The 26,036-nt window shown below is 63.3% G+C and carries 22 protein-coding genes, 2 tRNA genes, 2 rRNA genes and 1 riboswitch (1 of these 27 only partly in view); of the genes, 11 read left to right on the top strand and 15 right to left on the bottom strand.

Going from position 1 to position 26,036, the window contains the following annotated elements; all coding sequences use genetic code 11:
• Positions 1 to 3: 3 nt before the first annotated feature.
• The 3 genes from ABT375_RS13435 to pedF all read right to left on the bottom strand — a co-directional run bounded on the left by ABT375_RS13435 (position 4) and on the right by pedF (position 3,140).
• A complete protein-coding gene (locus ABT375_RS13435; protein WP_416462923.1) occupies positions 4 to 1,743 on the bottom strand; it encodes a methanol/ethanol family PQQ-dependent dehydrogenase in 1,740 nt (579 codons plus the stop codon).
• 96 nt (positions 1,744 to 1,839) lie between these two features.
• Entirely contained in the window at positions 1,840 to 2,706 is an 867-nt protein-coding gene (locus tag ABT375_RS13430; RefSeq protein ID WP_416462922.1) for a substrate-binding periplasmic protein, read from the bottom strand.
• A 5-nt stretch (positions 2,707 to 2,711) separates the two neighbouring features.
• Positions 2,712 to 3,140, bottom strand: a complete 429-nt coding sequence (pedF, locus tag ABT375_RS13425) for a cytochrome c-550 PedF (RefSeq protein ID WP_416462921.1) — start codon at positions 3,138 to 3,140, stop codon at positions 2,712 to 2,714.
• A 143-nt stretch (positions 3,141 to 3,283) separates the two neighbouring features.
• On the opposite strand from pedF, the gene ABT375_RS13420 reads away from it, so the two are divergent.
• From ABT375_RS13420 to ABT375_RS13405, 4 genes are all read left to right on the top strand, one after another.
• Entirely contained in the window at positions 3,284 to 4,240 is a 957-nt protein-coding gene (locus tag ABT375_RS13420; protein ID WP_224548947.1) for a PQQ-dependent catabolism-associated beta-propeller protein, read from the top strand.
• A gap of 112 nt (positions 4,241 to 4,352) precedes the next feature.
• The gene (locus tag ABT375_RS13415) at positions 4,353 to 5,753 is read left to right on the top strand and encodes a porin (protein WP_261935771.1); all 1,401 of its coding nucleotides are present in this window, start codon (positions 4,353 to 4,355) and stop codon (positions 5,751 to 5,753) included.
• Between the two features lie 119 nt (positions 5,754 to 5,872).
• Entirely contained in the window at positions 5,873 to 7,921 is a 2,049-nt protein-coding gene (locus ABT375_RS13410; RefSeq protein ID WP_416462920.1) for a TonB-dependent receptor plug domain-containing protein, read from the top strand.
• Between the two features lie 37 nt (positions 7,922 to 7,958).
• The gene (locus tag ABT375_RS13405) at positions 7,959 to 8,195 is read left to right on the top strand and encodes a DUF1294 domain-containing protein (RefSeq protein ID WP_224548953.1); all 237 of its coding nucleotides are present in this window, start codon (positions 7,959 to 7,961) and stop codon (positions 8,193 to 8,195) included.
• A gap of 23 nt (positions 8,196 to 8,218) precedes the next feature.
• Here ABT375_RS13405 and ABT375_RS13400 read toward each other — a convergent pair.
• A tRNA-Thr gene (locus ABT375_RS13400) sits at positions 8,219 to 8,293 on the bottom strand.
• Between the two features lie 116 nt (positions 8,294 to 8,409).
• Between ABT375_RS13400 and ABT375_RS13395 the strand changes: the two genes are divergently transcribed.
• Positions 8,410 to 8,547, top strand: a complete 138-nt coding sequence (locus ABT375_RS13395) for a hypothetical protein (RefSeq protein WP_165363661.1) — start codon at positions 8,410 to 8,412, stop codon at positions 8,545 to 8,547.
• A gap of 3 nt (positions 8,548 to 8,550) precedes the next feature.
• Here the strand turns inward: ABT375_RS13395 and ABT375_RS13390 are convergent, their stop codons facing one another.
• On the bottom strand, positions 8,551 to 10,332 hold the full coding sequence (locus ABT375_RS13390; RefSeq protein ID WP_416462919.1) for an aminopeptidase P family protein: 1,782 nt from the start codon (positions 10,330 to 10,332) through the stop codon (positions 8,551 to 8,553).
• Between the two features lie 112 nt (positions 10,333 to 10,444).
• On the opposite strand from ABT375_RS13390, the gene ABT375_RS13385 reads away from it, so the two are divergent.
• The 3 genes from ABT375_RS13385 (at position 10,445) to ABT375_RS13375 (ending at position 13,702) form a co-directional block, all read left to right on the top strand.
• A complete protein-coding gene (locus ABT375_RS13385; protein ID WP_416462918.1) occupies positions 10,445 to 12,517 on the top strand; it encodes a S9 family peptidase in 2,073 nt (690 codons plus the stop codon).
• A gap of 97 nt (positions 12,518 to 12,614) precedes the next feature.
• Complete coding sequence (locus ABT375_RS13380) at positions 12,615 to 13,016, top strand: acyl-CoA thioesterase (RefSeq protein ID WP_416462917.1); 402 nt, start codon at positions 12,615 to 12,617, stop codon at positions 13,014 to 13,016.
• Positions 13,017 to 13,078: 62 nt separating this feature from the next.
• On the top strand, positions 13,079 to 13,702 hold the full coding sequence (locus ABT375_RS13375) for a hypothetical protein (RefSeq protein ID WP_261935777.1): 624 nt from the start codon (positions 13,079 to 13,081) through the stop codon (positions 13,700 to 13,702).
• A gap of 40 nt (positions 13,703 to 13,742) precedes the next feature.
• Here ABT375_RS13375 and ABT375_RS13370 read toward each other — a convergent pair whose 3' ends face one another.
• A complete protein-coding gene (locus ABT375_RS13370; RefSeq protein ID WP_416464902.1) occupies positions 13,743 to 15,590 on the bottom strand; it encodes an ABCB family ABC transporter ATP-binding protein/permease in 1,848 nt (615 codons plus the stop codon).
• A gap of 191 nt (positions 15,591 to 15,781) precedes the next feature.
• Here ABT375_RS13370 and ABT375_RS13365 point away from each other — a divergent pair, with 191 nt between their 5' ends.
• Positions 15,782 to 16,456 (top strand): DUF6891 domain-containing protein, encoded by a 675-nt coding sequence (locus ABT375_RS13365; protein ID WP_416462916.1) that lies wholly within the window; start codon positions 15,782 to 15,784, stop codon positions 16,454 to 16,456.
• Between the two features lie 119 nt (positions 16,457 to 16,575).
• Here ABT375_RS13365 and ABT375_RS13360 read toward each other — a convergent pair whose 3' ends face one another.
• The 6 genes from ABT375_RS13360 to ABT375_RS13335 are packed head-to-tail and all read right to left on the bottom strand — an operon-like array spanning position 16,576 to position 20,383.
• Positions 16,576 to 16,896, bottom strand: coding sequence for a LysR family transcriptional regulator (locus tag ABT375_RS13360; protein ID WP_416462915.1), 321 nt, complete (start codon positions 16,894 to 16,896; stop codon positions 16,576 to 16,578).
• 25 nt (positions 16,897 to 16,921) lie between these two features.
• Entirely contained in the window at positions 16,922 to 17,347 is a 426-nt protein-coding gene (locus tag ABT375_RS13355) for a type II toxin-antitoxin system death-on-curing family toxin (protein ID WP_416462914.1), read from the bottom strand.
• Between the two features lie 6 nt (positions 17,348 to 17,353).
• Entirely contained in the window at positions 17,354 to 17,581 is a 228-nt protein-coding gene (locus ABT375_RS13350) for an AbrB/MazE/SpoVT family DNA-binding domain-containing protein (RefSeq protein WP_416462913.1), read from the bottom strand.
• 31 nt (positions 17,582 to 17,612) lie between these two features.
• Positions 17,613 to 17,978: a ferredoxin gene (locus ABT375_RS13345; RefSeq protein WP_416462912.1), complete on the bottom strand. Its 366-nt coding sequence runs from the start codon at positions 17,976 to 17,978 to the stop codon at positions 17,613 to 17,615.
• Positions 17,979 to 17,990: 12 nt separating this feature from the next.
• Complete coding sequence (thiC, locus tag ABT375_RS13340; RefSeq protein WP_416462911.1) at positions 17,991 to 19,964, bottom strand: phosphomethylpyrimidine synthase ThiC; 1,974 nt, start codon at positions 19,962 to 19,964, stop codon at positions 17,991 to 17,993.
• Positions 19,965 to 19,975: 11 nt separating this feature from the next.
• Positions 19,976 to 20,383 (bottom strand): DUF2065 domain-containing protein, encoded by a 408-nt coding sequence (locus tag ABT375_RS13335; protein WP_416462910.1) that lies wholly within the window; start codon positions 20,381 to 20,383, stop codon positions 19,976 to 19,978.
• Positions 20,384 to 20,437: 54 nt separating this feature from the next.
• A riboswitch (TPP riboswitch) is annotated at positions 20,438 to 20,548 on the bottom strand.
• A gap of 38 nt (positions 20,549 to 20,586) precedes the next feature.
• Between ABT375_RS13335 and ABT375_RS13330 the strand changes: the two genes are divergently transcribed.
• Together ABT375_RS13330 and ABT375_RS13325 are read left to right on the top strand one after the other, a co-directional pair.
• A complete protein-coding gene (locus tag ABT375_RS13330) occupies positions 20,587 to 20,895 on the top strand; it encodes a hypothetical protein (protein ID WP_416462909.1) in 309 nt (102 codons plus the stop codon).
• Positions 20,895 to 23,027: a prolyl oligopeptidase family serine peptidase gene (locus ABT375_RS13325; protein WP_416462908.1), complete on the top strand. Its 2,133-nt coding sequence runs from the start codon at positions 20,895 to 20,897 to the stop codon at positions 23,025 to 23,027. The genes ABT375_RS13330 and ABT375_RS13325 overlap by 1 nt, the downstream gene beginning before the upstream one ends.
• Positions 23,028 to 23,407: 380 nt before the next feature.
• Here the strand turns inward: ABT375_RS13325 and ABT375_RS13320 are convergent.
• The 3 genes from ABT375_RS13320 to ABT375_RS13310 all read right to left on the bottom strand — a co-directional run.
• A tRNA-Met gene (locus tag ABT375_RS13320) sits at positions 23,408 to 23,484 on the bottom strand.
• Between the two features lie 76 nt (positions 23,485 to 23,560).
• A 5S ribosomal RNA gene (gene rrf, locus ABT375_RS13315) occupies positions 23,561 to 23,675 on the bottom strand.
• Positions 23,676 to 23,816: 141 nt separating this feature from the next.
• A 23S ribosomal RNA gene (locus tag ABT375_RS13310) occupies positions 23,817 to 26,036 on the bottom strand; it runs 573 nt beyond the window's last position.

Raw genomic sequence — 26,036 nt, 5'->3', positions numbered from 1 at the left:
TCCTTATTTAGGCAGCTTGAACACCCAAAGGGCGCCGCCTTGGTTGATGTCCTTGAACGACTTGGCGACTTCGCCGCCCCACAGCGGCACCGCGCCGCCCCAGCCGGACATCACCGCCACATATTGTTCGCCATCCTGTTCCCAGGTGACAGGTGATCCGACCACGCCCGACCCGGTCTGGAACTTCCACAATTCCTGGCCGGTCTTGGCGTCGAACGCCTTGAGGAAACCTTCGGGCGTGCCCGTGAAGACGAGGTTGCCGCCGGTCGTCAGAACGCCGCCCCACAAAGGCGCCTTGTTCTTATATTCCCACACGATCTTGCCGGTCTTGGGGTCGATCGCCCGCAATGCGCCGATATGATCCTCCGCGATCGACTTGATGGTGAAGCCCGCGCCCAGATAGGCCGCACCCTTCTTGTAGGCGATGGGCTCGTTCCAGATATCCATGCCCCAGTCGTTGGATGGGATGTAGAACAGGCCGGTATCCTGGCTGTAAGCCATCGGCATCCAGTTCTTGCCGCCCAGGAAGCTGGGCGAGGCGAAGACCGGCTTGCCCTTGCCCTCGCCGGGCGCGGGCGGACGGCCTTCGGGGATGTAATTGGGCTTGCCAGCCTTGTTGAAGCCATTGGCCCAGGTCGTCTGCATGACGAACTTGTTGGCGCTGATGAACTTGCCGTTGGTGCGGTCCAGCACGAAGAAATAGCCGTTGCGGTCGGCCTTCGCGCCCAGCTTCATCGGCTTGCCGTTGATGGTGGCGTCGAAGGGAATGAATTCATTCACCCCGTCGAAATCCCAGCCGTCGTGCGGCGTGGTCTGGAAATGCCATTTGATGACCCCGGTGTCCGGGTCGATCGCCAGCGTGGAGGCGGTGTAGAGATTGTCGCCGGGACGCAGGTGGCTGTTCCACGGCGCGGGGTTGCCGGTGCCGAAGAAGAGCAGGTTGGTTTCCGGGTCATAGGTCCCGCCAAGCCAGGTCGCGCCGCCGCCGCTCTTCCACAGGTCGCCCTGCCAAGTGGCGTTGAGCTTGCCGGTGATGCCGTTATCCTTGCCCTTGAGCGTGCCCATATGGCCTTCGATCACGGGACGATGCCAGATCAGCTCGCCCGTGTTCACGTCGCGGGCTTCCACCGCGCCGACGACGCCGAACTCGCCGCCCGAATTGCCGGTGATGACCATGCCCTTGACGATCAGAGGCGCAGCGGTGGCGCTGTAGCCTTCCTTGTAATCGGCGATCTGCTTGTTCCAGATCACCTTGCCGGTGTTGCGGTTGAGCGCGACCAGACGCGCGTCGAGCGTGGCGAAGATGATCTTGTCGCCATGGATGGCGGCACCGCGATTGACGACGTCGCAGCAGGGCATGATGCCGTCGGGCAGGCGGGCGTCATATTGCCATTTTTCCTCACCTGTGCGGGCGTCGAAGGCGAACAGGCGCGAATAGCTGCCCGTCACATAGATAGTGCCGTCATAGACGAGCGGCTGCGCTTCCTGGCCGCGCTGCTTTTCTCCGCCCAGCGAGGCGGCGAAAGCCGGCACCAGCTTGGACACATTGCTCGTGTCGATCGCCTTCAGCGTGCTGAAACGATGCGCCTGCGGCCCCATGCCATAGGTCAGAACGTCGCCGGTCGATGCCGCGTCGTTCATCAGATCCGCATCGGTCGGCCCTTCAGCCAGCAGCGGTGCGGCGCCAATCGCCAGCGCCATCGCGGCAACGCCCGACAGCGCCCGCATGATCGGTCCCTTCATAACCATCCTCCCTTGTTGAACGGGCGCTCGACGCCCCCCGTTGTCGTGCAGACTATGCTGCGCGGCGGGCGCAGCAATTGAACCTTCGGTCGGCACTCACCCCGCGGCGTTCGCCGGTGTCCAGGTGACGCCATAGCGCGCGAACAGCGCCTTCATCTCGCCGCTGGCGGCCATGGCGGTGGCGATTTCCTCGACCGCATCGCCCAGCGTGCGGCTATTTTCCTTCACCGCCATGCCGATGTCCCAGCCGGGCGAGGCGAAGGCAGGGAGCGGCCCCTTGCGCAGCGCGATCCGGCTGGCGCCATCGCCCGCGCGGTGCAGCCCCTCCTCGATCTGGGCGCGGCTGGCGAGTACGGCGTCGGCCTTGCCCGCCGTCATCGCTTCCACGGCTGCCGATCCGCTGGGATAATGGGCGACATCCTTGGTCAACAGGCCGCCGAAAGATCCGATCAGGTAGAAATCGGGAATGCTGTCCAGCTCGGCCGCCAGCCGCCGCCCGCGCCATTCGGTCGGCATTCCTTCCAGCGCTACCGCCCCCCCCACGCCGGCGAAGGCGAAACTCTCGCGATAATAAGGTGCGACGATCGCGACCTGATCGTTGCGCGCGGCGAAGGTGCGATCGAAAGGAACATGCAGCATGACGTCGCCCGGCGTGAAGCCCAGCAGACCGCCCTTCCATACGCCGTTGCGCAGATCGTCGTCGGCGCTTTCGTCCGCCACGAGTTCCGCCACGTCGGCGCGGACGCCCAGTTTTCCGGCGATCGCCTGCGCCAGGTCGACGTCGAGGCCGACGAGCTTGCCCCCCTCCTCCCACGACCAGGGTCGGTTATCCTTGTAGACGACCACCCGCAACGTGCCGAGCGCCTTGACCTTTGCCAGCGGCGCGGCGTCGCTGCGACCCGGCAACAAGCCCAGCGCCAGCGCCGCCCCTGCCCCGCCCATCCATGCGCGACGGCTGAGCATCGGGATCAGCCTTCGTGCTTGGTTTCGAGCCAGGCGCGGATCGCCCAGCCGGCCTTCTGCCCCAATACGTCGCCGAAAGGCGGCATATAGACCTTGCCGTCATGGCTGGAGCCGTGGCGGAAGCGTTCCGCGAACCACTGGTCGCCCGACTCGCCCGCCTCCAGATAGCGCAGGTCGGGGGCGATGCCGCCGCTTTCCGCGTCCAGACCATGGCAGCGCGCGCAATTCTGGCCATAGGCCGACTGGCCGATCTCGATCGCCTTGGCGTTGCCGCTATAGGGGTTCTTTTCCAGCCAGGCGTCGCCGATTTCCGGCAGCGCGGACGTATCGACGGCTTGCGGCGTCACGTCGCCATGCGCCAGCAATGCGCTTGTCGCGGTCATGCCCAGCGTAGCGATGGCGCCCAGCAATGCGACCCTACCCAATATCTTCATTATATCCTCACCCGGTCGGTTTTCCCCTGATGGCCGCCAGTGTAGGCAAGGGCGGGCCGCGTCCCCATTGGCCATTGGTACAATCCCGTAGCGAGAGGGCTGCGGATAGACCGTTGGGAGAAGATTAGGGGCAGGAGGCGGGTATGAAGCGCATCATCATGGCAGGGTTGATATTAGTGCCTGCCGTCGCGCAGGCCGAAACCCTCTATGTCTCCAATGAGCGCGGCGACAGCGTCAGCGTGATCGACGCCGCGTCGGGTACGGTGACGGCGACCTGGCCGGTGGGCGGCCGGCCGCGCGGCATCACGGTGTCGAAGGACGGCAAATATCTCTATCTTTGCGCCAGCCTGGACCATGCGGTGCAGGTGATCGACCGGGCGAGCGGCAAGGTGGTGGCGGAGCTGCCGTCCGGGCAGGACCCGGAACAGTTTTTCCTGTCGCGCGACGGCACGACCCTGTTCGTCGCCAATGAAGATGACGCCGCGCTGACCGCGATCGACCTCGCCAGCCGCACCGTCGCATTCCAGGTCGATGTCGGCGGCGAGCCGGAGGGGGTGGCGCAAAGCCCGGACGGCCAATGGGTGGTCGTCACGTCCGAAGAAGATAATCTCGTCAACTGGATCGACATCAAGGCCAAGGCGATGGTCGCCGAAACCCCGGTCGACCTGCGCCCCCGCCATGTCGAATTCACCGCCGACGGCAAGCAACTATGGGTCGCGGCGGAAGTCGGCGGCACGGTGCAGATCATCGACACCGCCAGCCGGCAGGTGGCCGAAACGCTGCGCTTCGCTATTCCCGGCATCCCCGACCATCGCATCCTGCCCTGCGGCATACGCTTCACCCCCGACGGCAAGACCGCCGTCATCGCGCTGGGCCGGGCCGACCATGTCGCGCTGGTCGATGTCGCGACCCGCAAGGTGCGGGCCTATGTGCCGGTCGGCAAGCGCGTCTGGCATGTCGCGATCAGCGCCGACGGGACGCGCGCCTATGCCGCCAATGGCCTTTCGGACAATGTCAGCGCGATCGACCTGGCCAAGGGCGCGGTGACCCAGACCATCGCGGTCGGTGCAGCGCCGTGGGGCATCGCCGCCGCGCCCTGATTCGCCTCCTGTCCGAAGGGACGAGAACCTAAGTCCAATTTCTCGGTTCCCCCATCCGTCCCACTCTCCGCCCCAGCCGGACACAAGTCGGCGATATACAGGGAGGATGATAATGAAGGGGACGTTGCGCCTGATGAGCGCGGCTGGAGCATTGATGCTCGCCGCCACCGCGGCGCCGGCCATGGCCGGAACCACCGCGGATCTGCTGAAGCGGCTGCACGAAAAGGGCATCCTGACCGATGATGAATATCAGGAGTTGGCGAAGGGTCAGACCGCCGAGGCGGCGCAGACAGCCGCGGCCCCTGCCCCGGCGGTGACCCCCGACGCATCCGGGGGGGCGGGCTATGTGCGCATGACCGACAGTGGCGTGGGTCTCCAGATTGGCGACGTGACGCTGAAATTCTCCGGCTCGGTCAACGGCTTCTACGTCCATGACAATGGCGATACGCCCAGCGCCACAACCACGGTGACCGGCGGTGTCGCGACCGTGGGCGGCAGCAGTTCGGCCGTCCGCAACGGCCTGCTCCCCGGCTTCCTGAAAGTGGAAGCCTCAACCAGCCTGGACGGCTGGGACGTGGGCGCCCATTTCGGCATGTATCCCGGCATCAATTCGGTCAATTATGCGGCCGGCGGCGGCGCCAACAGTGCCGGCAATCCCCGCGCGCTGCAAACCGCGGGCATCGACTTTCGCCAGACCTATCTGACCTTCGGTCGCGCCGGCTTCGGCGAGGTGAAGATCGGCCGCGACATCGGCCTGTTCCAGTCCGAATCGATCCTCAACGACATCACCCTGCTGTCGTCGGGCACACCTGCGGGCAATGTCGCCCCCTCCAACACGACGCTCGGTCGTATCGGCACCGGCTATATCTACACCGACTTCCAGCCGCAGATCACCTATACCACACCCAGTTTCAGCGGCTTCACCGCCAGTGTGGGCATATTCGAACCCTTGTCCTCGCTGACGGGGCCGGCCGAGACTAACAAGCAGCCGGGCTTCCAGGCGAAATTCGTCTATGACGGCAAGTTCGGTGACGTCGGCACCCGCCTGTGGGTGTCGGGCGTGACGCAGAAGCATAATGTCGATGCCGGGCCGGACTATACCGGCTGGGGCTGGGACGCAGGCGCGAAGGTCACGTTCGGGCCGGTCACGGTGGTCGGCACCTATTATGACGCATCGGGACTGGGCACCACCGCGCTCAACCTGTTCGACACTGATGGCCTGGGCAACAAGCGCGACAGCCACGGCTTTTACCTGCAGGGGTTGGCCACGTTCGGCAAATTCTCGGTCGGCGGCAGCTATGGCGAAAGCAATCTCGACTACGCCACTATCGCCGATGCGCTGGCCAATCCGACGCTGGTCGACAAGAATAGCAGTTGGGTCGGTCAGGTCCGCTACGGCCTCAACAGTTGGGTGACGCTGCTCGGCGAATATGTGAACAGCCGGTCGGAAGCGCATAACGGTAATCGGGCGACGTCGGACGCCATCGCGGCGGGAGCGATTCTCTTCTTCTGACGCGTCATGTGACCAAAGGACCAATGTCATGGGGCGGGGGCTGCATCCTAATAGGGTGCAGCCCCTTTCCATTTGCAAAAGGCATGGAAAATAAGGAGAGGGGCGTCGAGGGGATCGCCATGAAAATTTTCATTCTGCCCGCTATCTTGCTGTCCGTACCCACAGCCGCCTTGGCCCAGGCGCCCGATGATGCGCCGGGCGACTCATCGCAGATCATCGTCACCGGCGCGGGGTTGGACCTGCCGCCCGGCACGCCGGCTTATGGGTCGGTGGTGATCGACCGGCAGCGGCTGCTCGACAGCGCATCGGGGCGGATAGAAAGCGTGCTGGGCGATGTCGCGGGCTTCCAGCAATTCCGCCGGTCGGACAGCCGATCGTCAAACCCGTCCAACCAGGGCGCGACCTTGCGCGCGCTGGGCGGCAATGCATCGAGCCGGACGTTGATGCTGCTCGACGGCGTGCCGATCGCCGATCCCTTCTTTGGCTATATCCCGTTCAGCGCGCTGGCGCCCGAACGCCTGTCCGTAGTCCGCGTCACCCGCGGCGGCGGCATCGGCGCCTTCGGCGCAGGTGCGGTCGCCGGGACGATCGAACTGGCCAGCGCGACGCGCGCGCAACTGCCCGATTTTTCCGCCAGCGCCTTCTATGGCAGCCGCGATTCGACCGAAGTCTCCGCCGGACTGACCCAGGATCTGGGCGGCGGCTATGTCTCGCTGTCGGGCCGCTGGGACCGGGGCGACGGATTCCAGACCACGCCCGGGGATCAGCGCGTCGCCGCCACCGTGCCGGCCGCCTATGACGGCTGGTCGACCAATCTCCGTGCGGTCGCCCCGATTGCCGCCACGTCGGAACTGCAATTCCGCGCGACCCTGTTCGAGGATAACCGCACGCTACGCTTCGCCGGGGCCGACAGCATGAGCCAGGGGCAGGACGCCAGCATCCGCTATATCAATCGCGGCGCGTGGCAGGTCGATGCGCTGGCCTATATCCAGGCGCGCAACTTCTCCAACATCGTCATCTCCTCGTCGACCTTCCGCAAATCGCTGGACCAGCGCAACACGCCCTCCACCGGCATCGGCGGCAAGATCGAAATCCGGCCGCCGGTCGGCCCGGACCATGTGCTGCGGCTGGGCGTCGATACGCGCTTCGCCACCGGCGACATGTATGAGGACGCCTATAACGCCAATATTGCCACCAATCCGCGCACCTTCCTGCGCCATGCCGGCGGCGACCAGTGGACGAGCGGCATCTTTGCCGAGGATGACTGGACGCCGGAAGGTCTTGGGGGCCGGCTGGTTTTGACGGGCGGGGCGCGCGCCGATCGCTGGTCGATCCGCAATGGCTTCTACAAGGAGGTCAATGCCACCACGAGCGCCGTGTCCAAGGATTTCGGCTATGCCGACCGGTCCGCCTGGGAAATGTCCGGCCGGGTCGGCGCGCTCTATCATGCGAGCGACGCGATCGCGCTGCGGGCGGCCGCCTATAGCGGCTTCCGCCTGCCGACGCTCAATGAACTTTACCGGCCGTTCGTCGTCTTTCCGGTCACCACGCGCGCCAACGAAGCACTCGAGCCGGAAAAATTGAAAGGCGCCGAAGCCGGCATCGATCTGACCCCGGCCAAGGGCGTCACCTTGTCCGCCACCGCTTTCTACAATCGGCTGGACGACGCCATTGCCAATGTCACCATTTCAGCGGACGGGAACACGCGCCAGCGCCAGAATGTGAATCGCGTCGTGGCGAAGGGCATCGAACTCACGGCCAGCGCCCATGTCGATGATTTTAGCGTCTCTGCTTCCTATGCTTATAGCCACAGCATTGTGCACGCGCCGGGTGCGCTATTCGACGGATTGTCCCCTGCACAGACGCCGCGCCACGCCGCCAGCGGAACAATAGCATGGGCGCCGGCCCATGGTCCGTCATTATCGACGACATTGCGTTATACATCCAAGCAATATGAGGACGATCTGCACAAAGACGTGCTGCCCGACGCCATCACCTGCGACGCCATCGCGCGCCTGCCGATCGGCCATGGCGTCAGTCTGGTGGCGCGGGGCGAAAATCTGTTCGATGAACGGGTCGTTACGCGGCAGGTGACGACCAACGGCATCCCGTCCACAGACCTGGGTACGCCGCGCACGCTGTGGATCGGCGTCAGCTTCGGGGGCTGACACGATTCGGGCGATCCTGCTCCCCACGGCTTTACTGTTGGCAAACCTGGTCGCCTTCGCCCTCTTTAGCATGGACAAGCGGCGCGCCCGGCTGGGGCTGCGCCGCTTGTCCGAACGCACGCTGCTCTTATGGGCGCTGGCGGGCGGGTCGGCGGGTGCGCTCGTCGGTCGGCGGCTGTTTCGCCACAAAACGCGCAAGCAGCCCTTCTCGACCCTGTTGTGGCTGATCGTCGCGGCGCAGGCGATGGCGGCCGCCGCCTGGGCAATGCGTTGATCGTCGGATGTCCGGGGGAGAAATGGTGCTGCCGGTGAGGATTGAACTCACGACCTCAGCCTTACCAAGGATGCGCTCTACCACTGAGCTACGGCAGCACTCTATTTCTGTCCCGAGGCGCCGTTCGCGCTTCGGAGGCCGGGCCTATGGCCGCCCCCCGGCCTGATGTCAAGGCGGGTTGCGGCCGAGTACGCATTTTGCTTAAGCCCATGGCATGGCTGAAACGCAGGACGAGAAAAAGACAAGGCTGGCGCAGGCGCTGCGCGACAATCTGCGCCGGCGCAAGGCCCAGACGCGCGAGGCTTCGCGGGAGGGCGCAACGCCGCCTCCCGCCGAAGACCCCAAGGACTGATGCTTAGAGCGGCGCGCAGGCGGCCTTCAGCCAGACCAGCGCATCGCCCTCCAGTTGCGGGCCGACCAAGTCCAGCACCGCTGCATGATAGGCGTCGATCCAGGCGCGCTCCTCGCTGCTCAGCAGGTCGATGGAGATGAGGGCGCGGTCGATCGGCGCGAAGGTCAGCGTCTCGAAACCGAACATGGCCTTTTCCGCGCCGGGCACCGTGCGTTCCTCGACCAGCACCAGATTCTCGATGCGGATGCCATATTCGCCAGTCTTGTAATAACCCGGCTCGTTGGAGAGGATCATGCCCGCGACCAGCGGCTCGTCCCCGCCGCCGAAGGTGGCGATCCGCTGCGGCCCTTCATGCACCGACAGGAAGCTGCCGACGCCATGGCCGGTGCCATGGGCATAATCCAGACCTTCGGCCCAGAGATATTGCCGCGCCAGCACATCGAGCTGGCCGCCCCGCGTCCCCTTCGGAAAGATCGCGCGGGCGAGCGCGACATGGCCCTTGAGGACCAGGGTGAAGCGGCGGCGCATTTCGTCGGTCGGCGTGCCGATCGCCAGTGTGCGGGTGACGTCGGTGGTGCCGTCGCGATACTGTCCGCCCGAATTGACCAGATAGAGGCTGTTCAGCTCGATCGGGCGATTGGTCTTTTCCTCGGCGCGATAATGGACGACGGCGCCGTTCGGCCCCGCGCCGCTGATCGTGTCGAAGGACAGGTCCTCCAGCAGGCCGGTCTCCTTGCGGAATGCCTCCAGCCGGTCGGAGGCAGACAGTTCGGTCAGGCCGCCCTTGGGCGCTTCGACCGAAACCCAATGCAGGAAGCGGCTGAGCGCCGCGCCGTCGCGTGCCTGTGCAGCTTTATGCCCCGCAATTTCGATGTCGTTCTTGATCGCCTTGGGTAGCACGGCCGGATCGCGCAGCGACAGCACGGTCGCGCCGCCTTGGTCCAGCCCGGTGAAGATCGCGGCCACCGCCCGCTCGGGGTCGGCGACGACGGTCTTGCCGGCGAAATCCTGGAGCGCAGCGGCGAAGGTCTCAGCGTCCAGGACACGCACCGCATTGCCCAGATGCTGAGCGACGGCCTCGTCCATTTTTTCCGGGGCGACGTAGAGGTCGGCGGTCGCGTCGGCATGGACGATGGCATAAGCGAGCGCGACCGGCGTGCGATCCACGTCCTTGCCCCGGATGTTGAAGGTCCAGGCGATCGAATCGAGGGCGGAGAGGACGACGGCGTCGGCCTTTTTCGACACCAGCCAGTCGGCCATGGCGGCGCGTTTCTCCGCAGCCGACCGGCCGGCGAAGCGGTCGCCATGGACAACCAGCTTGGCGTCGCTGCGCGCCGGCCGATCGGGCCAGACGGCGTCGACCGGGTTGGTGTCCACCGCCACCAGTTCCGCGCCCTTCTCGGCCAGCGCCTGCGTCGCCTGTTCCACCCAGGCGCGGGTGTGGAGCCAGGGATCGTAGCCGATCCGCGCGCCCTGGCCGGCATGATCCTTCAGCCAGGCGGCGATGGAGGTCTGCGGCACGCTTTCATATTGCCAATGGGCGCCGTCCACCTGCTCGCGCACTTGCAGCGTATAGCGGCCGTCGACGAAGATCGCGGCTTCCTGCGGCAGCACCACGGCGCTGCCTGCCGACCCCTGGAATCCGGTCAGCCAGGCGAGCCGCTGCGCATAGGCGCCGACATATTCGCTCATATGCTCGTCGGTCAGCGGCACCACGAAACCATCGAGCTTCTGGCGCACCAGTTGCGCGCGCAGGGCCTTCAGGCGGTCTTCATAACTGGACATCACAATTCCCTTGGATCATGTCGGGCCTCTTGCGTCGGCCATAATGCCGACAACATAGAGGGGCGAGCACGCTTATTCCAGCGCATGACCCCGTCTGGACCATGGATAGTTAATGACCGATCAAATGCAGTCCCCCCTTCTGCCCCCCGTCGCCGAGCGCCGTCCGCACAGCGTCACGCATCATGGCGTCACGGTGGACGATCCCTGGGCATGGCTGCGCGATCCCAATTATCCCGACGTCGAGGACAAGGATGTGCTGGCCTATCTGGAGGCGGAGAACGGCTGGTTCGACGGCGCGATGGCGCCGCACAAGCCGCTGCTCGACACGCTGTTCGCCGAGATGAAGGGGCGCATCAAGGAAGACGACCAGTCGGTGCCGCAGAAGGATGGCGACTATGTCTATTGGCGCGCCTTCGAAACCGGCGCGCAATATCGCAAATGGTATCGCAGGCCCGTTGCCGGTGGCGACGACCAGTTGATCCTGGACGAACCCGCTCTGGCGGAGGGGCATGACTATTTCCGGCTGGGCGCGATGTCGGTCAGCCCTGATGGCCGCTATCTCGCCTACGCGATCGACACCAATGGCTCGGAACGGTTCGAGGCGCGGATCAAGGACCTGTTTTCGGGCAACATCCTGCCGGAGGTAATCCCCGACACATTGTCGTCGCTGGTGTGGACGGCGGACAGCAAGGGGCTGCTCTATGGCCTGGCGAACGAGAATTGGCGGACCGACAACGCCCGGCTGCACTGGCTGGGCCAGGATGTCGCGAGCGACGTCGAGCTGTTCCATGAGGATGATGAGGGGTTCCGGGTTTCGATCGGCCTCACCTCCTCGGAAAAATGGATCGTCGTCGCGACCGGCGACCATGTGACCAGCGAAGCCTGGCTGATTCCGTCGGATGATCCCACGGCCACGCCGCTACTGGTCGCGGCGCGCCAGCCCGGCCGCGAATATGATGTCGATGAGCATGAGGGCACGCTCTACATCAAGACCAACGACAACCATCCCAATTTCCGGCTGGTGAAGGCGACGCTGGACGCGCCCGACCGGTGGGAGGAAGTGATCGCGCCCGACGCCCATTTCTACCTGACCGACTTCACCCTGTTCAAGAGCTTCTACGTCACCGAAGGGCGGCAGGACGGGCTCGACCAGATCGAGCTGCGCGATTATGCGACGCACACGCCCAAGCGCATTCCCTTCCCCGAAGCGAGCTATTCCGCGTCGCTAGACGACAATCCCGAATATGACGTGACCAAGCTGCGCATCGGTTATGAATTGATGGTCACGCCCGACACCATCTATGATTATGATCTGGCGACCGGCGCGCTCGATGTTCTGAAGATGCAGGAAATTCCGTCGGGCTATGACGCCAGCCGCTACGCCACCGAACGGCTGATGATCGCGGCGCGGGATGGCACGCAGATCCCGGTGTCGATCGTCTACCCCGCCGACATGCCCCGCGACGGCAGCGCGCCGCTGCATCTCTATGGCTATGGCGCCTATGGGCTGGCGATGGAGCCAGGCTTTTCCACCAGCCGGCTGTCGCTGCTCGATCGCGGCTTCGCCTTTGCGCTGGCGCATATTCGCGGCGGCGATGACCTGGGCCAGCAATGGTATCTGGATGGGAAGCTGGACAAGCGGGTCAACACATTCACCGATTTCGTGGACGTGGCGAAGGGGCTGATCGACCTGGGCTATACATCCAAGGGCCGGATCAGCATTTCGGGCGGGTCGGCCGGTGGCGAGTTGATGGGCGCGGTGGTCAATAGCGATCCCGACCTGTGGGGCGCGGTGGTGGCGCATGTGCCCTTCGTTGACGTGCTCAACACCATGCTGGACGAAACGCTTCCCTTAACGCCGGGCGAGTGGCCCGAATGGGGCAATCCGATCGAGGACGAGGCCGCGTTCCATACGATCCAATCCTACGACCCCTATACTCATGTCAGCGCGCAGGCCTATCCGCCGCTGATGGTGACGGCCGGGCTGAACGACCCGCGCGTCACCTATTGGGAGCCGGCGAAGTGGGTGGCGAAGCTGCGCGCGACCAAGACGGACGACAATATCTTGCTGCTCAAGACCAATATGGGTGCAGGCCATGGCGGCAAATCGGGGCGGTTCGAAAGCCTGCACGAGACGGCCGAAGAGTTCGCCTTCATCCTGTGGCAATTGGGCATCGAGGGGTGAAGGCAACGCCTTTCTTCCGGTCGGGTTGAGCCTGTCGCAGCCCGGCACTTTCTTCAAGGATGCCCTGCGACAGGCTCAAGGCGAACGGAGTAAGGTTATGGCGTCCAGTTTCACCAAGTCCTTCACCGCATTACCCGAACATATCGATGTTCTGGGCCATGTGAACAATGCCGTCTGGGTCCAGTGGATGGAGCAGGTGTCGGTCGAACATTGGATGACGCACGCCCTGCCCGCCCATGTCGACGCCTATATCTGGGTCGTGACCCGGCATGAGGTGGATTATCGCGGCAATGTGACCGAAGGCGAGACCGTGACGGCGCGGACCTGGATTCCCGATCCGCCGCGCGGCGCGCGTTTCGACCGGTTGATCGAATTCATCGGGCCGGATGGCAAGGTGAAGGTCGCCGCCCGATCGACCTGGGCGATGATAGACAAGGGAACGGCAAGATTGATGCGAGTGCCTGCTGAAGTGGCAGCACCTTTCCTTAACCTCAGATAAAGGAACTACTGACAAGACCGGGACGTTTCTCCGCCCGTCATGCACAATGACAGGAGAATAAAATGCATAATCATTTCGGGTCCACCCTGCGTGGTTTTCTTGCTGCGTCCGCCCTTGTCCTGACGGCTACTCCCGCTTTCGCCGGTGACGAGGAACGGGCACTTGCTGCGATCGCGCAGGCCCAGGGCAAGATCAACGCCGCCCAGCGCCTGCCCACCACCAATCCCGCCACGCCTGAACTGCTGGCCAAAGCGCAGTCATCGCTGCGGCTGGCCCAGGAAAGCTACAAGAGCGGCAAGGAACAGGCCGCAATCAAGTCCGCCGTCGAGGCGCAGCAATATGCCGACACGATGATCGGCGAGAGCCAGCAGCAATCCAATATGGACGCGCAGGCGCAGGCGCAGGCGACCGTCGATGCCCAGGCCGAGGCCGGCGCCGCCAATGCCCGCGCCGACGCCGCAGAGCGGGCAGCCGCCTCCGCCGCCGCCGATGCCCAGGCAGCGCGCAACGCCGCCGCCCTTGCCGCGGCCACGCCGGCCACCACCACCGTGACGACCGAAACGGTCAAGCCGGCCGCGGCGCGGAGTACCGCGCCCAGACGCAAGGTCGTGCGCAAGACGACCACCACCGCGCCCCGCACCTCGGTCGCCGAACGAACGACGACCACGGTCACCACGCATAATTGACCGGCAGAACCGACCTGATGACGCCCTCTCGATCAAAGGATCAGGAGGGCGTCACGACCTCGAACATATCCGCGATGCCCGGCTCGCTTGGCATCGTCTCCCGCTCCGCCGCCTGACGCGCCCACATGAGCGCATAAAGACCGTCGGCCCGGACCAGATCGGCATGGCGGCCGCGTTCCACGATCACGCCCTTGTCGAGCACGATGGTCTCGTCCGCATCGACCACGGTCGAGAGGCGATGCGCCACCACCAGAGTCGTGCGCTGACGACTGATGTCGCGCAATACGGTCTGGATTTCCGTTTCGGTACGGCTGTCGAGCGCGCTGGTCGCTTCGTCCAACACCAGCACCGGCGGGTCTTTGAGCAAGGTGCGGGCGATCGCGACGCGCTGTTTCTCGCCGCCCGACAATTTGAGGCCGCGTTCGCCGACGCGGGTGTCATAGCCCTTGGGCAGGCTGAGGATGAAGTCGTGGATCGACGCCGCCTTCGCCGCGGCCTCTATCTCTTCCTGGGTCGCGCCTTCGCGGCCATAGCCGATATTATAGCCGACCGTGTCGTTGAACAGCACCATGTCCTGCGGCACGATGCCGATCGCGGAGCGCAGCGAATGCTGGGTGACCTGTGCGATGTCCTGCCCGTCGATCGACACCTGGCCCGACTGGATATCGTAGAAGCGGAACAGGATGCGGGCGATGGTGGATTTGCCCGCACCGGACGGGCCGACGATCGCCAGTGTCTTTCCGGCTGGGACGGTAAAGCTGACATCGTGCAGGATTTCGCGTTCCGGGTCGTAGCCGAAGCGGACATGATCGAAACGGACAGCGCCGCCATGGGCTTGCAGATCGCGGGCATCGGGGGCGTCGGCAATCTCCTGCGGCGTGTCGATCAGCTTGTACATCGCCTCCATGTCGATCAGCCCTTGGCGGATGGTGCGATAGACCATGCCGAGCAGGTCGAGCGGGCGGAAAAGCTGCGACAAAAGCGTATTGACCAGCACCACGTCGCCGGTGGTGAACTGCCCGCGGCTCCAGCCCCAGACGGTATAGGCCATGGCCCCTGCCATCATCAGGTTGGTGATGAGCGACTGGCCGATATTGAGCCAGGCGAGGCTGTTCTCGCTCTTGACCGCCGCATGGGCATAGCGGCGCATCGCCGTGCCGTAGCGGGTGGCTTCGCGCTGTTCGGCGCCGAAATATTTGACCGTCTCGAAATTGAGCAGGCTGTCCACAGCATGGGCGACGGCATTGGTGTCCATATCCACCATGTCACGGCGCAACTGGTTACGCCATTCGGTGACGGTGCGGGTGAAGAGGATGTAGAGCGCCACCATGACCACGGTCGCGACGACCAGACCGGGGCCGAACTTGACGAAGAAGATGACGCAGACCGCAGCCAGTTCCAGCACGGTCGGCGCGATGTTGAACAGCAGGAAATAGAGCATCGTGTCGATGCTCTTGGTGCCGCGCTCCACGATCTTGGTGACGGCGCCGGTGCGGCGGTCGAGGTGGAAGCGCAGCGACAGGCGATGGAGATGCACGAACACATCGTCCGCCAGCCGCCGCCCCGCCTCCTGCCCGACCTTTTCGAACACCGCATTGCGGAGGTTGTCGAACAGGACGCTGCCAAAGCGTGCGCCAGCATAGACCGCGACCAGCGCCATGGCGAGACCGACGGCCGGCTCCAGTCCCGGCGCCATCCGGTCGATCGCGGCCTTGTAGGCGAAGGGCATGGCGAGGCTGACGACCTTCGCCAGCAAGACCAGCCCCATGGCGAGCGCCACCCGGCGGCGCAGCGCGGCTGAGTTTGCTGGCCAGAGATAGGGGAGGAAGCGGCGCAAGGTCGCCCAGATGGGCGGGATCGGCGCGGAGGAAGCGGTATCGGGGGGCATTGGCCGCATGTAGGCGCAATGGCGCGGCAATCCAATGGGATGATCCAGCCATCGGAACGGTACTGATCGCGCCTGCGCCGTGGCGGCAGGACGCGCTGTCGGAACAAAGCGACGCCTCCCCCCTTTTCCTTTGCGGCGACGCGAGGCATGGTGGGTGCATCGCGGCGCATCGCAGGAGGCAAGGCAGGCGCATGTTCGGGTCATTATGGAATCGGATTTTCGGAAACAAAGCCGATCGCCCGGAACCCAAAGCGTCGCAACCCGCGCTGGAGGCCAGTTACGACCCGGTCGCCGCGCTGCGCGATCTGGTGCGGCGCGACGTCGCGGGCGGCTTTTTCGACGACGACGCGATATTGACCAATGCGAACGACATGTTCGAGGAGGAACTGCCCCGGCCGCTGCTGCGGGTCGAGGCGTCGGCGGCGTTGCGCGCGGCGCTGGCCGAACATCGCGCCGCCGAACAGGGCTGGTCCGACACGACCGATTGCGACCGGCTGGATGCCGCTTTCGCCGCGCTGGAGGAACAGGGCGTGGTCGCGCGGCAGAATTTCACCTGCTGCGGCACATGCGGCGCGACCGAAATCTGGGACGAGATCGAGGCTGCGCAGGAGGAAGGCGTGGCGGTGGAGGGCTATGCCTTTTTCCACATGCAGGACACCGAGTCCGCCGTGGAAGGCCATGGCCTCTATCTGAACTATGGCGCGTGCGAACAGGGCGAGGATGGGGCGATCGCGATCGGCCATCGTATCGTCGCCGCGCTGGAAGCGCAGGGCCTGAGCACCGGATGGGACGGGCGGCTGGAGCAGCGGATCAGCGTGGCGCTGGACTGGAAGAAGCGGCGCGGCGTGCGGGTGCTGGAAGGCTGATTGCACGCCGCAGCCACATATGTAGGTGACAGGCCCAAGAGATAGGGCGAAGTTCACACCATTGTCGGGCTTTTCGGGTCGAAGCGCTCCCAAGGCGTCTGCAAGGCGCGCCCGAAGCGTCACCGACGCGCCCCCAAAGCGCCCCTTCCTATCGTCGGCCGGGCGACGCCTGCCCCATGATCGATGGATAATGGCCGGGCCATCAATTGGTCATGCAGCATCAGCGCCTCATCCCAGTTCCGGTCGAACTCCGTTCCGGCAAGGCGGCGGCGCAGCCGATGCGCGCTGGACGGCGACAGGCCCACCGCGCGCGCGGCATGGCGCACGCTGCCGGTCTGTAGCAAGGTGCCGAGAAAGGACGCCTGCAACGCGGGCGTCCAGCGGGCGCGGCGTTTTGGGGCGGGGCCGGCGGGCGGATTGGGGAGAGGCTGCTGTTCCATCCATCAGGATGGATCAGAGGATTTCCTAATAGGAAAGGGGTGATGCAGCGGGGGCGAGATGCTGACGGAACCAGTCGGTGAGTTGCTGTTCATTCACATCCCCGGCGGCGAACGCCAGCATGGTGCGGGTGGCGTCGGCCGGATCGAAGGATAGAGTGACCTGATTGAGCGCGAGGAAAAGACGCGCCAATACCCAGCCGGTGCGCTTATTGCCATCGACGAACGGATGATTGCGCACCACGCCAAAGGCATAGGCTGCCGCAAGATGGCAGAGATCACCCTGCCCATAGGTCCATTGATTGACCGGGCGGGCGAGCGCGGATTCCAGCAGACCGTCGTCGCGGACACCGGCGCCGCCGCCATGTTCGGCCAACTGCCGATCATGGATCGCCAAAGCCACAGCTTTTTCAATCCAGATCGGCTCCAGGCGGTCATCCTCCACCTGCATCATGGGCGCTTACTTCGCCAGCACGCGCAATATGTCGCGATCCTCGCGCATGATCTGTTCGGCGAGCGTCATTTTGATTTCGAAGTCGGGATCGGCTGCCGTCAGGCGAACGCCATCCGGCGCATCGGTGACGTAAAGCGTGTCACCCGGCCCCACGCGAAGCTGCGCCAGCAACTCCTTGGGGAGGATGACCCCGGCGCTGTTGCCGATCTTCGTGATTTTGAGGGGCATGTTCATACGAGAGTTATAACAGACTTCGTGCCGATCCTCAATCCGGGTCGATCTGATCCCCTAAGCCAGCCTGACGAAGCCGTTCCGCCCAATCGGAACCGCAATTGCGGGCGCGGATGCAGTCGACTTCGCTGACATGCATCGCATCCATCATGCGCGACAATTCTTCGTCCGTTTGAGGCTGACGTGCGACATAGCAGTGGGAATATGATCCGTCCGGCGGCCATGCCAAAAGGTCGGGCGCCACATCCTCCCATACACCGCAGGATATGCAGCACCCATCCTCCACATAGAAGATGCCCGGCACATTAGCCGGATGCGGCGGCAGCGGCGTGTAAATCGGTTTCACCGAAACTTTGTGGGTGAGCCGCGACAAAAGTTCACCCAACCAACCTAAGGTCATAGGCCGCGTCCCTCAATCATGCTCCCTGCCGCCAGCACCCATATAGAGTTCGCTGCCGCTGTCCTTGAAGACCTTGCTCATCTCTTCCATGCCCTTGAGCGCGGCGGCCTTGCTGGCGGCGGCGGTTTCTGCGCCGGTGGGGCCGGTGGCGATGAAGCCTTCGACATTCTGGTTCTGTTTGGCGGCGAAGTCGCGGACGTCCTGACTGATCTGCATGGAGCAGAATTTGGGGCCGCACATCGAGCAGAAATGCGCGCTCTTCGCGCCTTCGGCCGGGAGCGTCTGGTCGTGATATTGCTCCGCCGTTTCGGGGTCGAGGCTGAGGTTGAACTGGTCGCGCCAGCGGAATTCGAAGCGGGCGCGGCTGAGCGCGTCGTCGCGGACCTGCGCGGCCGGGTGCCCCTTGGCCAGGTCGGCGGCGTGGGCGGCGAGCTTGTAGGTGACGACGCCGACCTTCACATCGTCGCGGTCGGGCAGGCCCAGATGCTCCTTGGGCGTGACGTAGCAGAGCATCGCCGTGCCGTACCAGCCGATCTGCGCCGCGCCGATGCCGCTGGTGATGTGGTCATAACCCGGTGCGATGTCGGTGGTGAGCGGCCCCAATGTGTAGAAGGGCGCTTCGCCGCAGACCTGGAGCTGCTTTTCCATATTCTCCTTGATCTTGTGCATCGGCACATGGCCCGGCCCTTCGATCATGACCTGCACATCCTGTTTCCAGGCGCGGTGGGTCAGTTCGCCCAGCGTGTAGAGTTCGGAGAATTGCGCTTCGTCATTGGCGTCGGCGATCGATCCGGGGCGCAGGCCGTCGCCCAAGGAATAGGCGATGTCATAGGCCTTCATGATCTCCGTGATCTCGTCGAAATGATCGTAGAGGAAGCTTTCCTTGTGATGGGCGAGGCACCATTTCGCCATGATCGATCCGCCGCGCGATACGATTCCGGTGACGCGCCTGGCCGCCATCGGGATATAGGCGAGGCGCACGCCCGCATGGATGGTGAAATAATCGACGCCCTGCTCGGCCTGCTCGATCAGCGTGTCGCGGAAAATCTCCCAGGTCAGGTCTTCGGCGACGCCGCCGACCTTTTCCAGCGCCTGGTAGATGGGGACGGTGCCGATCGGGACGGGCGAGTTGCGCAGGATCCATTCGCGCGTGTCGTGGATGTTGCGCCCGGTGCTGAGGTCCATCACCGTGTCCGCACCCCAGCGGATCGACCAGACCAGCTTGTCGACTTCGCTCGCCACGTCGGACGCGACGGCGCTGTTGCCGATATTGGCGTTGATCTTGACCAGGAAATTGCGGCCGATCGCCATCGGCTCGGATTCGGGATGGTTGATGTTGTTGGGGATGATGGCGCGGCCGCGGGCGATTTCGTCGCGGACGAATTCGGGCGTCACATAATCGGGGATGGACGCGCCAAAGCTTTCGCCGTCGCGGACATAGGATGCGAGTCGGGCGCGGCCAAGATTTTCGCGTTCCGCCACATATTCCATTTCCGGCGTGATGATGCCGCGGCGGGCATAATGCATCTGGGAGACGTTGGCGCCGGGCCTGGCGCGCAGCGGGCGCTTGACGAGGTTCGGGAAGGGCTGGACGCGTCCATTTCTGGATTCCGGCACCGTCGAGACTGTGCCGGTGGCGCTGCGATCCGGGCCTTTGAGGCCATTATCCTCCGGCTTGATTGCGCGGGCGGCATATTCCTCGACATCGCCGCGGGCCATGATCCAGTCGCGCCGCAACTGGGGCAGTCCCGCCATGATGTCGATGCGGACATCGGGATCGCTATAGGGGCCGGACGTGTCGTAGACGCGCACCGGCGGCTCGCCGCTGCCCGGCTCCAGATGGATTTCGCGCATCGCGACCTTCAGCGGGCCGACATGGATCTTCTTCGACCCCCGGATGGGGCCGGTGGTGACTTTCATAGCGGCCTGCCGGCCGGTGGAGCCTTCGGCTTCGGGCATTTCGGTACGGGCGGCGACATCTGCCATGAGGATACCTTTCAGAGGGAAAGTGTGGCGCGGCCGGTGAGGCCCGCAAGGAAGAGGAGAAGGCCGAGTATCAGGGCGATCAGCGCCCAGGTGCGGATGAAATTCGTCGACCAGTGGCCGATGCGGATCAGCGGACCGGGTACGGCCAGCAAGGTCGCGCCTTCGATCAGGGCGACATAGCCGATCAGGCTGACGATAATGGCGAGCGGGTCGGTCCAGATGCTGTGGATCAGCACCAGCGTGCCGCCGACGGCGAAGACGGCGAAGCCGAGCGCCACGACCAGCCCCGGCGACCGGTTGAGATCGTCCATCACCGCGCGCCAGCGCTGCGGACTGGCAAGCCCGCCCAGGCCGATGACGATCATGTAGAGGCCGATAATTTCGGCCAGGCGCAGCGTCAGAACGGAAATCGTATCCATGGGCCGCCTCTCTTCGTCTCTTTTCAAGGACGCGGGGCGGGTGCGGTCTGCTGGTTACACAAGCCGTTCCCTCCCTACGCCGGTCTCAACCAGATCAGGTTCAACGGGTCGTGGCCACATCAGCCACCTCTCAACCGCCTGTGCGCGGTCCCCCGGGGATGCTGGACAGGGTAAGGACTAAACGGCACAAGGTCCAGCACCATATGTTCGATCACCCATCCTCCGACCGGCCTGGCCCCGATCTGTCCACCAAGGCTGGCCGCAAGGCGTGGCGGCACGAGATGCGGATGGTGGCGGTGCGGCCGCGCCGCTGGGGACTGTGGCTGCTGACGCTGGGTTTCCTGCTGGTGATGGCCCCTGCCGCCTTCGGCCTGCACAGCCTGTGGGGCTGGTCGCCCAGTTTCATCGGGAGCCTGTTGATGCTGGCGGCGTTACCCCTGTTGATAGCGAGCGCGGTGTTGCGGGCGCGCTATATGAAGGGGCGATCGACTTTGCCGGGGGACAAGTACTGATGAAAAAGAGGATGATGCTGTTGGTGACTGCGGCTTTGTTGACCGGCGCCGGCGCGCCCCCTTCGCCTGTTTCGGCCCCTGCCCCGGCGGACGACCCGTTCCTATGGCTGGAGGATTGGACCGGCCCGCGCGCGATGCAATGGGTGGAGGCGGAGAATAAGGCGACGGTCGCGACCCTGCAGGGCGATCCGCGCTATGCCGGTTACTTCAAGGACGCGCTGGCGATCGCATCGGCCAAGGACCGGATCGCCATGCCGATGCTGATCCACGGCCGGGTCTATAATGTCTGGCGCGACGCCGATCATCCGCAGGGCATATGGCGCTATACCAGCGAGGCTGATTATGCGACCGACGCGCCGCGCTGGACGACGGTGCTGGACCTGGACGCGCTGTCGAAGGCCGATGGCAAGAAATGGGTGTGGAAGGGCGCGTCCATCCTGGACCCCGACGAGCGGCTGGCGCTGATCCATTTGTCCGATGGCGGCGAGGATGCCGTGACCTTGCGCGAGTTCGATCTGGTGACCGGGCAGTTCGTGGAGGGCGGGTTCGCCATTCCCACCTCCAAACAGAATGAGGACTGGCTGGACAAGGACACGATCCTGCTCGCCCGCGATTGGGGCGCCGATGCACAGGGGGGCAGCATGACGGCGTCGGGCTATCCCTTCGTGGTGAAGGCATTGAAGCGCGGGCAGCCGCTGTCCGCCGCACAGGAAATCTATCGCGGCGCGCCCAGCGATCAGGTCGGGACGTTTCCCATGGTCCTGTCTGATGGCGCGGGCAATCGCGCCGCTTTCCTCTATCGCGGCGTCACCTTCTTCGGCAACGAAACCTATCTCGTCACCGCCGATGGCGTGAAGAAGCTCCCCCTGCCGGCCAAGAGCCAGTTGCAGGGCATGGTACAGGGTCAGGTGCTGATCCAGACCAGTCAGGACTGGGCCAGTGGCGGCGTGACCGTCCCGACGGGATCGCTGGCGGCGGTGCCGTTGAAGGCGCTGCAATCCGGCGAGACATTGAAGCCGCAGATTCTGTTCGCGCCCAATGCGCGCCAGTCGATCGATGGGGTGACGGCGACAAAGGATCGGGTGATCCTGGCCATCAACGACAATGTGCGCGGAAGGGTGCAGGTGCTGACGCCGGGCAAGGACAGGTGGACGACCACCCCCGTCGCCCTGCCCGACAATGCGACCATCTCGATCGCGACATCCACTCACAAGAGCGACAAGGCCTATCTGTCGGTCGCCGGCTTCCTAGCGCCGACGACGCTCTGGGCGATCGACGCGGCAAACCCCGCGCCGCGCCAAGTGAAGGCGATGCCTGCGCGGTTCGACGCCGCTGGCCTGATGGTCGATCAGTTCGAGGCGACATCGACCGACGGGACGAAAATCCCCTATTTCATCGTCCACCGCAAGGATATGAAGCCGGACGGTTCCATCCCGGCGATCATGACCGCCTATGGCGGCTTCGAGGTGCCGATGACGCCCAGCTATGCGGCGATCACCGGCAAGCTGTGGCTGGAACGGGGTAACAGTTTCGTGCTGGCCAATATCCGTGGCGGTGGCGAGTTCGGCCCGGCCTGGCATGAGGCGGGACTGAAGACCAAGCGGCAGATCATCTATGATGATTTCGCGGCGGTGGCGCAGGATATTTTTGCGCGCAAATTATCGTCGCCCGGGAAATTCGGCATCTATGGCGGGTCCAACGGCGGCCTGTTGATGGGCGTCGAGTTCAACCAGCATCCCGACCTCTGGAACGCGGTAACGATCCAGGTGCCTTTGCTGGATATGGTGCGCTACGAGCAGATCGCGGCCGGCGCGTCCTGGGTCGACGAATATGGCAGCGTGTCGGTGCCGGAGGAGAAGGCGTTTCTGCAAAGGATTTCGCCTTATGCGAACATCCGGCGGGGGGTGAAATATCCCACGCCCTATATCTGGACGACGACCAAGGATGACCGTGTGGGGCCGCAACATGCGCGCAAGTTCGCGGCGCGGCTGAAGGATTATGGGCTGCCCTATTATTTTTACGAGGATACGGCCGGGGGCCATGCGGGCGACGCGGATATCGCGCAGGGCGCGCGGTTGCAGGCGATGCAGATGGTGTATTTCAGTCGGCAGTTGGAAGGCGCCGATCGGTGATATGGGGTCGGCGGCGGGAGATGTCCGCCGCCCGGCATGTTGGGTTGGACATGGCGCGGGCAATAAAAAACCCCGCTCTGTGGGCGGGGTTATGGGGTGCAATGGACCCCGGCCTTTGCGGGGGAACGCAAATCTTTGCGTTCGCGTTGCTCACTGGGATGTAATTTGGTTGCGGGAGCAGGATTTATGGGCCTTTTGGCCCATGGTCTTCGCCGGGTTTTGCCCGGCTCCGGCTGAACGCGACCTTCAGCTTATGAGCCTGACGGGACGGCAGCACCAAAGGCAGTTCGGGTTGAACGCCGACGGCTGATGATCCTGGGGATCATCGGGCCAGGTCGCCTGCCTGCTGACGTGGGCTGTGGTTGACTGGGTGCGACCTGTGGTTGCGGGAGCAGGATTTGAACCTGCGACCTTCAGGTTATGAGCCTGACGAGCTACCGGGCTGCTCCATCCCGCGCCAGAGGCACGACCAGAGATCGCAAAAGACGTTGTGAATGGGTTTTTTGTGTTCCGATATATGCGCGAGCTTCAATGCCTGGCGACGCCCTACTCTTCCAGTGCTTGAGCAATAGTACCATCGGCGCAGACTGGTTTCACGGCCGAGTTCGGGATGGGATCGGGTGGGTCACAGACGCTATGGTCACCAAGCAATGAAGCTGGCGCATATATGGGTTTTTGATCGATGCCGTGCACATTTTGGTTCGTATATAAACATATATCTGGGCTGGCTTAACAACCTACGATCGCTGACGATTGCTGTTTCCAGCACTGTCGTTGATGGTGGGACTCTTAAGCGCGAATAGGACAATTAGTATCGGTTAGCTTCATGCGTTACCGCACTTCCACATCCGATCTATCAAGGTCGTGGTCTTCGACCGTCCTAAGAAATCTTATCTTGAGGGAGGCTTCCCGCTTAGATGCTTTCAGCGGTTATCCCGTCCATACATAGCTACCCAGCTGCGCTCCTGGCGGAACGACTGGTACACCAGAGGTATGTTCAACCCGGTCCTCTCGTACTAGGGTCAACTCCTCTCAAATTTCGACGCCCACGGCAGATAGGGACCAAACTGTCTCGCGACGTTCTGAACCCAGCTCACGTACCACTTTAATTGGCGAACAGCCAAACCCTTGGGACCTGCTCCAGCCCCAGGATGTGATGAGCCGACATCGAGGTGCCAAACGATTCCGTCGATATGAGCTCTTGGGAATCATCAGCCTGTTATCCCCGGCGTACCTTTTATCCGTTGAGCGATGGCCCTTCCACGAGGGACCACCGGATCACTATGACCGACTTTCGTCTCTGCTCGACTTGTCAGTCTCGCAGTCAGGCGGGCTTATGCCATTGCACTCTAACAGACGGTTTCCAACCGTCCTGAGCCCACCATCGCGCGCCTCCGTTACTCTTTAGGAGGCGACCGCCCCAGTCAAACTACCCACCACAGAGGGTCCCTGTACCGGATAACGGTACGAGGTTAGACATCAGAAAACAGCAGGGTGGTATTTCACCTATGGCTCCACATCAACTGGCGTCGATGCTTCAAAGCCTCCCACCTATGCTACACAGCTCTTTCCTAATGCCACTCTGAAGTTGCAGTAAAGGTGCACGGGGTCTTTCCGTCTAACCGCGGGTACTCCGCATCTTCACGGAGAATTCAATTTCGCTGAGCATATCCTGGAGACAGTGGGGAAGTCGTTACGCCATTCGTGCAGGTCGGAACTTACCCGACAAGGAATTTCGCTACCTTAGGACCGTTATAGTTACGGCCGCCGTTTACCTGGGCTTCAATTCAGAGCTTGCACTCCTCCTCTTAACCTTCAGGCACCGGGCAGGCGTCAGGCCCTATACGTCGTCTTGAAGCCGACTTAGCAGAGCCCTGTGTTTTTGCTAAACAGTCGCTACCCCCTGGCCTGTGCCCCCCATCAGAGCTTGCGCTTAGATGGGGCCTCCTTCTTCCGAAGGTACGGAGGCAATTTGCCGAGTTCCTTCAGGATACTTCTCTCAAACGCCTTGGTATACTCTACCATTCCACCTGTGTCGGTTTAGGGTACGGTCTATACGGAGGGGCTATTTCCTGGGACACCTTCCCAGCCAGGAGCAATCCAATAAGCCCTGACCAGTTACGGCATCCGTCACACACCTCCAGGCCCACGAATATTAACGTGGTTCCCATCGACTACCCCCTTCGGGCTCGTCTTAGGGGCCGGCTTACCCTGCTCAGATTAGCTTTAAGCAGGAACCCTTGGAATTTCGGCGACAGTGCATCTCACACTGTTAATCGCTACTCATGTCTGCATTCGCACTTCCGATACCTCCACGGTCGGTTACCCTTCCGCTTCAACGGCCTACGGAACGCTCCGCTACCGCTCAGTCAAAGACTGAACCCTAAGCTTCGGTGCATCACTTTAGCCCCGTTACATCTTCGCCGCAGGATCTCTTATTTAGACCAGTGAGCTGTTACGCTTTCTTTAAAGGATGGCTGCTTCTAAGCCAACCTCCTGGTTGTTTTGGAAATCCCACATGCTTTCCCACTTAGTGATGACTTGGGGACCTTAGCTGTAGGTTAGGGCTGTTTCCCTTTTGACGACGGACCTTAGCACCCGCCGTCTGTCTGCCGGACTAGACTCGTTGGTATTCGGAGTTTGGTTAGTATTGGTAGATCTCGCGACCCCCGCAACCATCCAGTGCTCTACCCCCAACGGCAATCATCCGACGCTCTACCTCAATAGATTTCGCGGAGAACCAGCTATTTCCCGGCTTGATTGGCCTTTCACCCCTAAGCACAACTCATCCGACAATTTTTCAACATTGAACGGTTCGGTCCTCCAGTGCGTGTTACCGCACCTTCAACCTGGTCATGCATAGATCGCCGGGTTTCGGGTCTAATGCATCAAACTATGGTCGCCCTATTCAGACTCGCTTTCGCTGCGCCTACACCTAACGGCTTAAGCTTGCTTGATACACTAAGTCACAGACCCATTATGCAAGAGGTACGCGGTCAGGTCTCAAGG

This window comes from Sphingomonas sp. VDB2, assembly GCF_047946695.1.
GTDB classification, from domain to species: domain Bacteria; phylum Pseudomonadota; class Alphaproteobacteria; order Sphingomonadales; family Sphingomonadaceae; genus Sphingobium; species Sphingobium bisphenolicum.
This window is presented reverse-complemented; position numbering and strand designations above follow the sequence as displayed.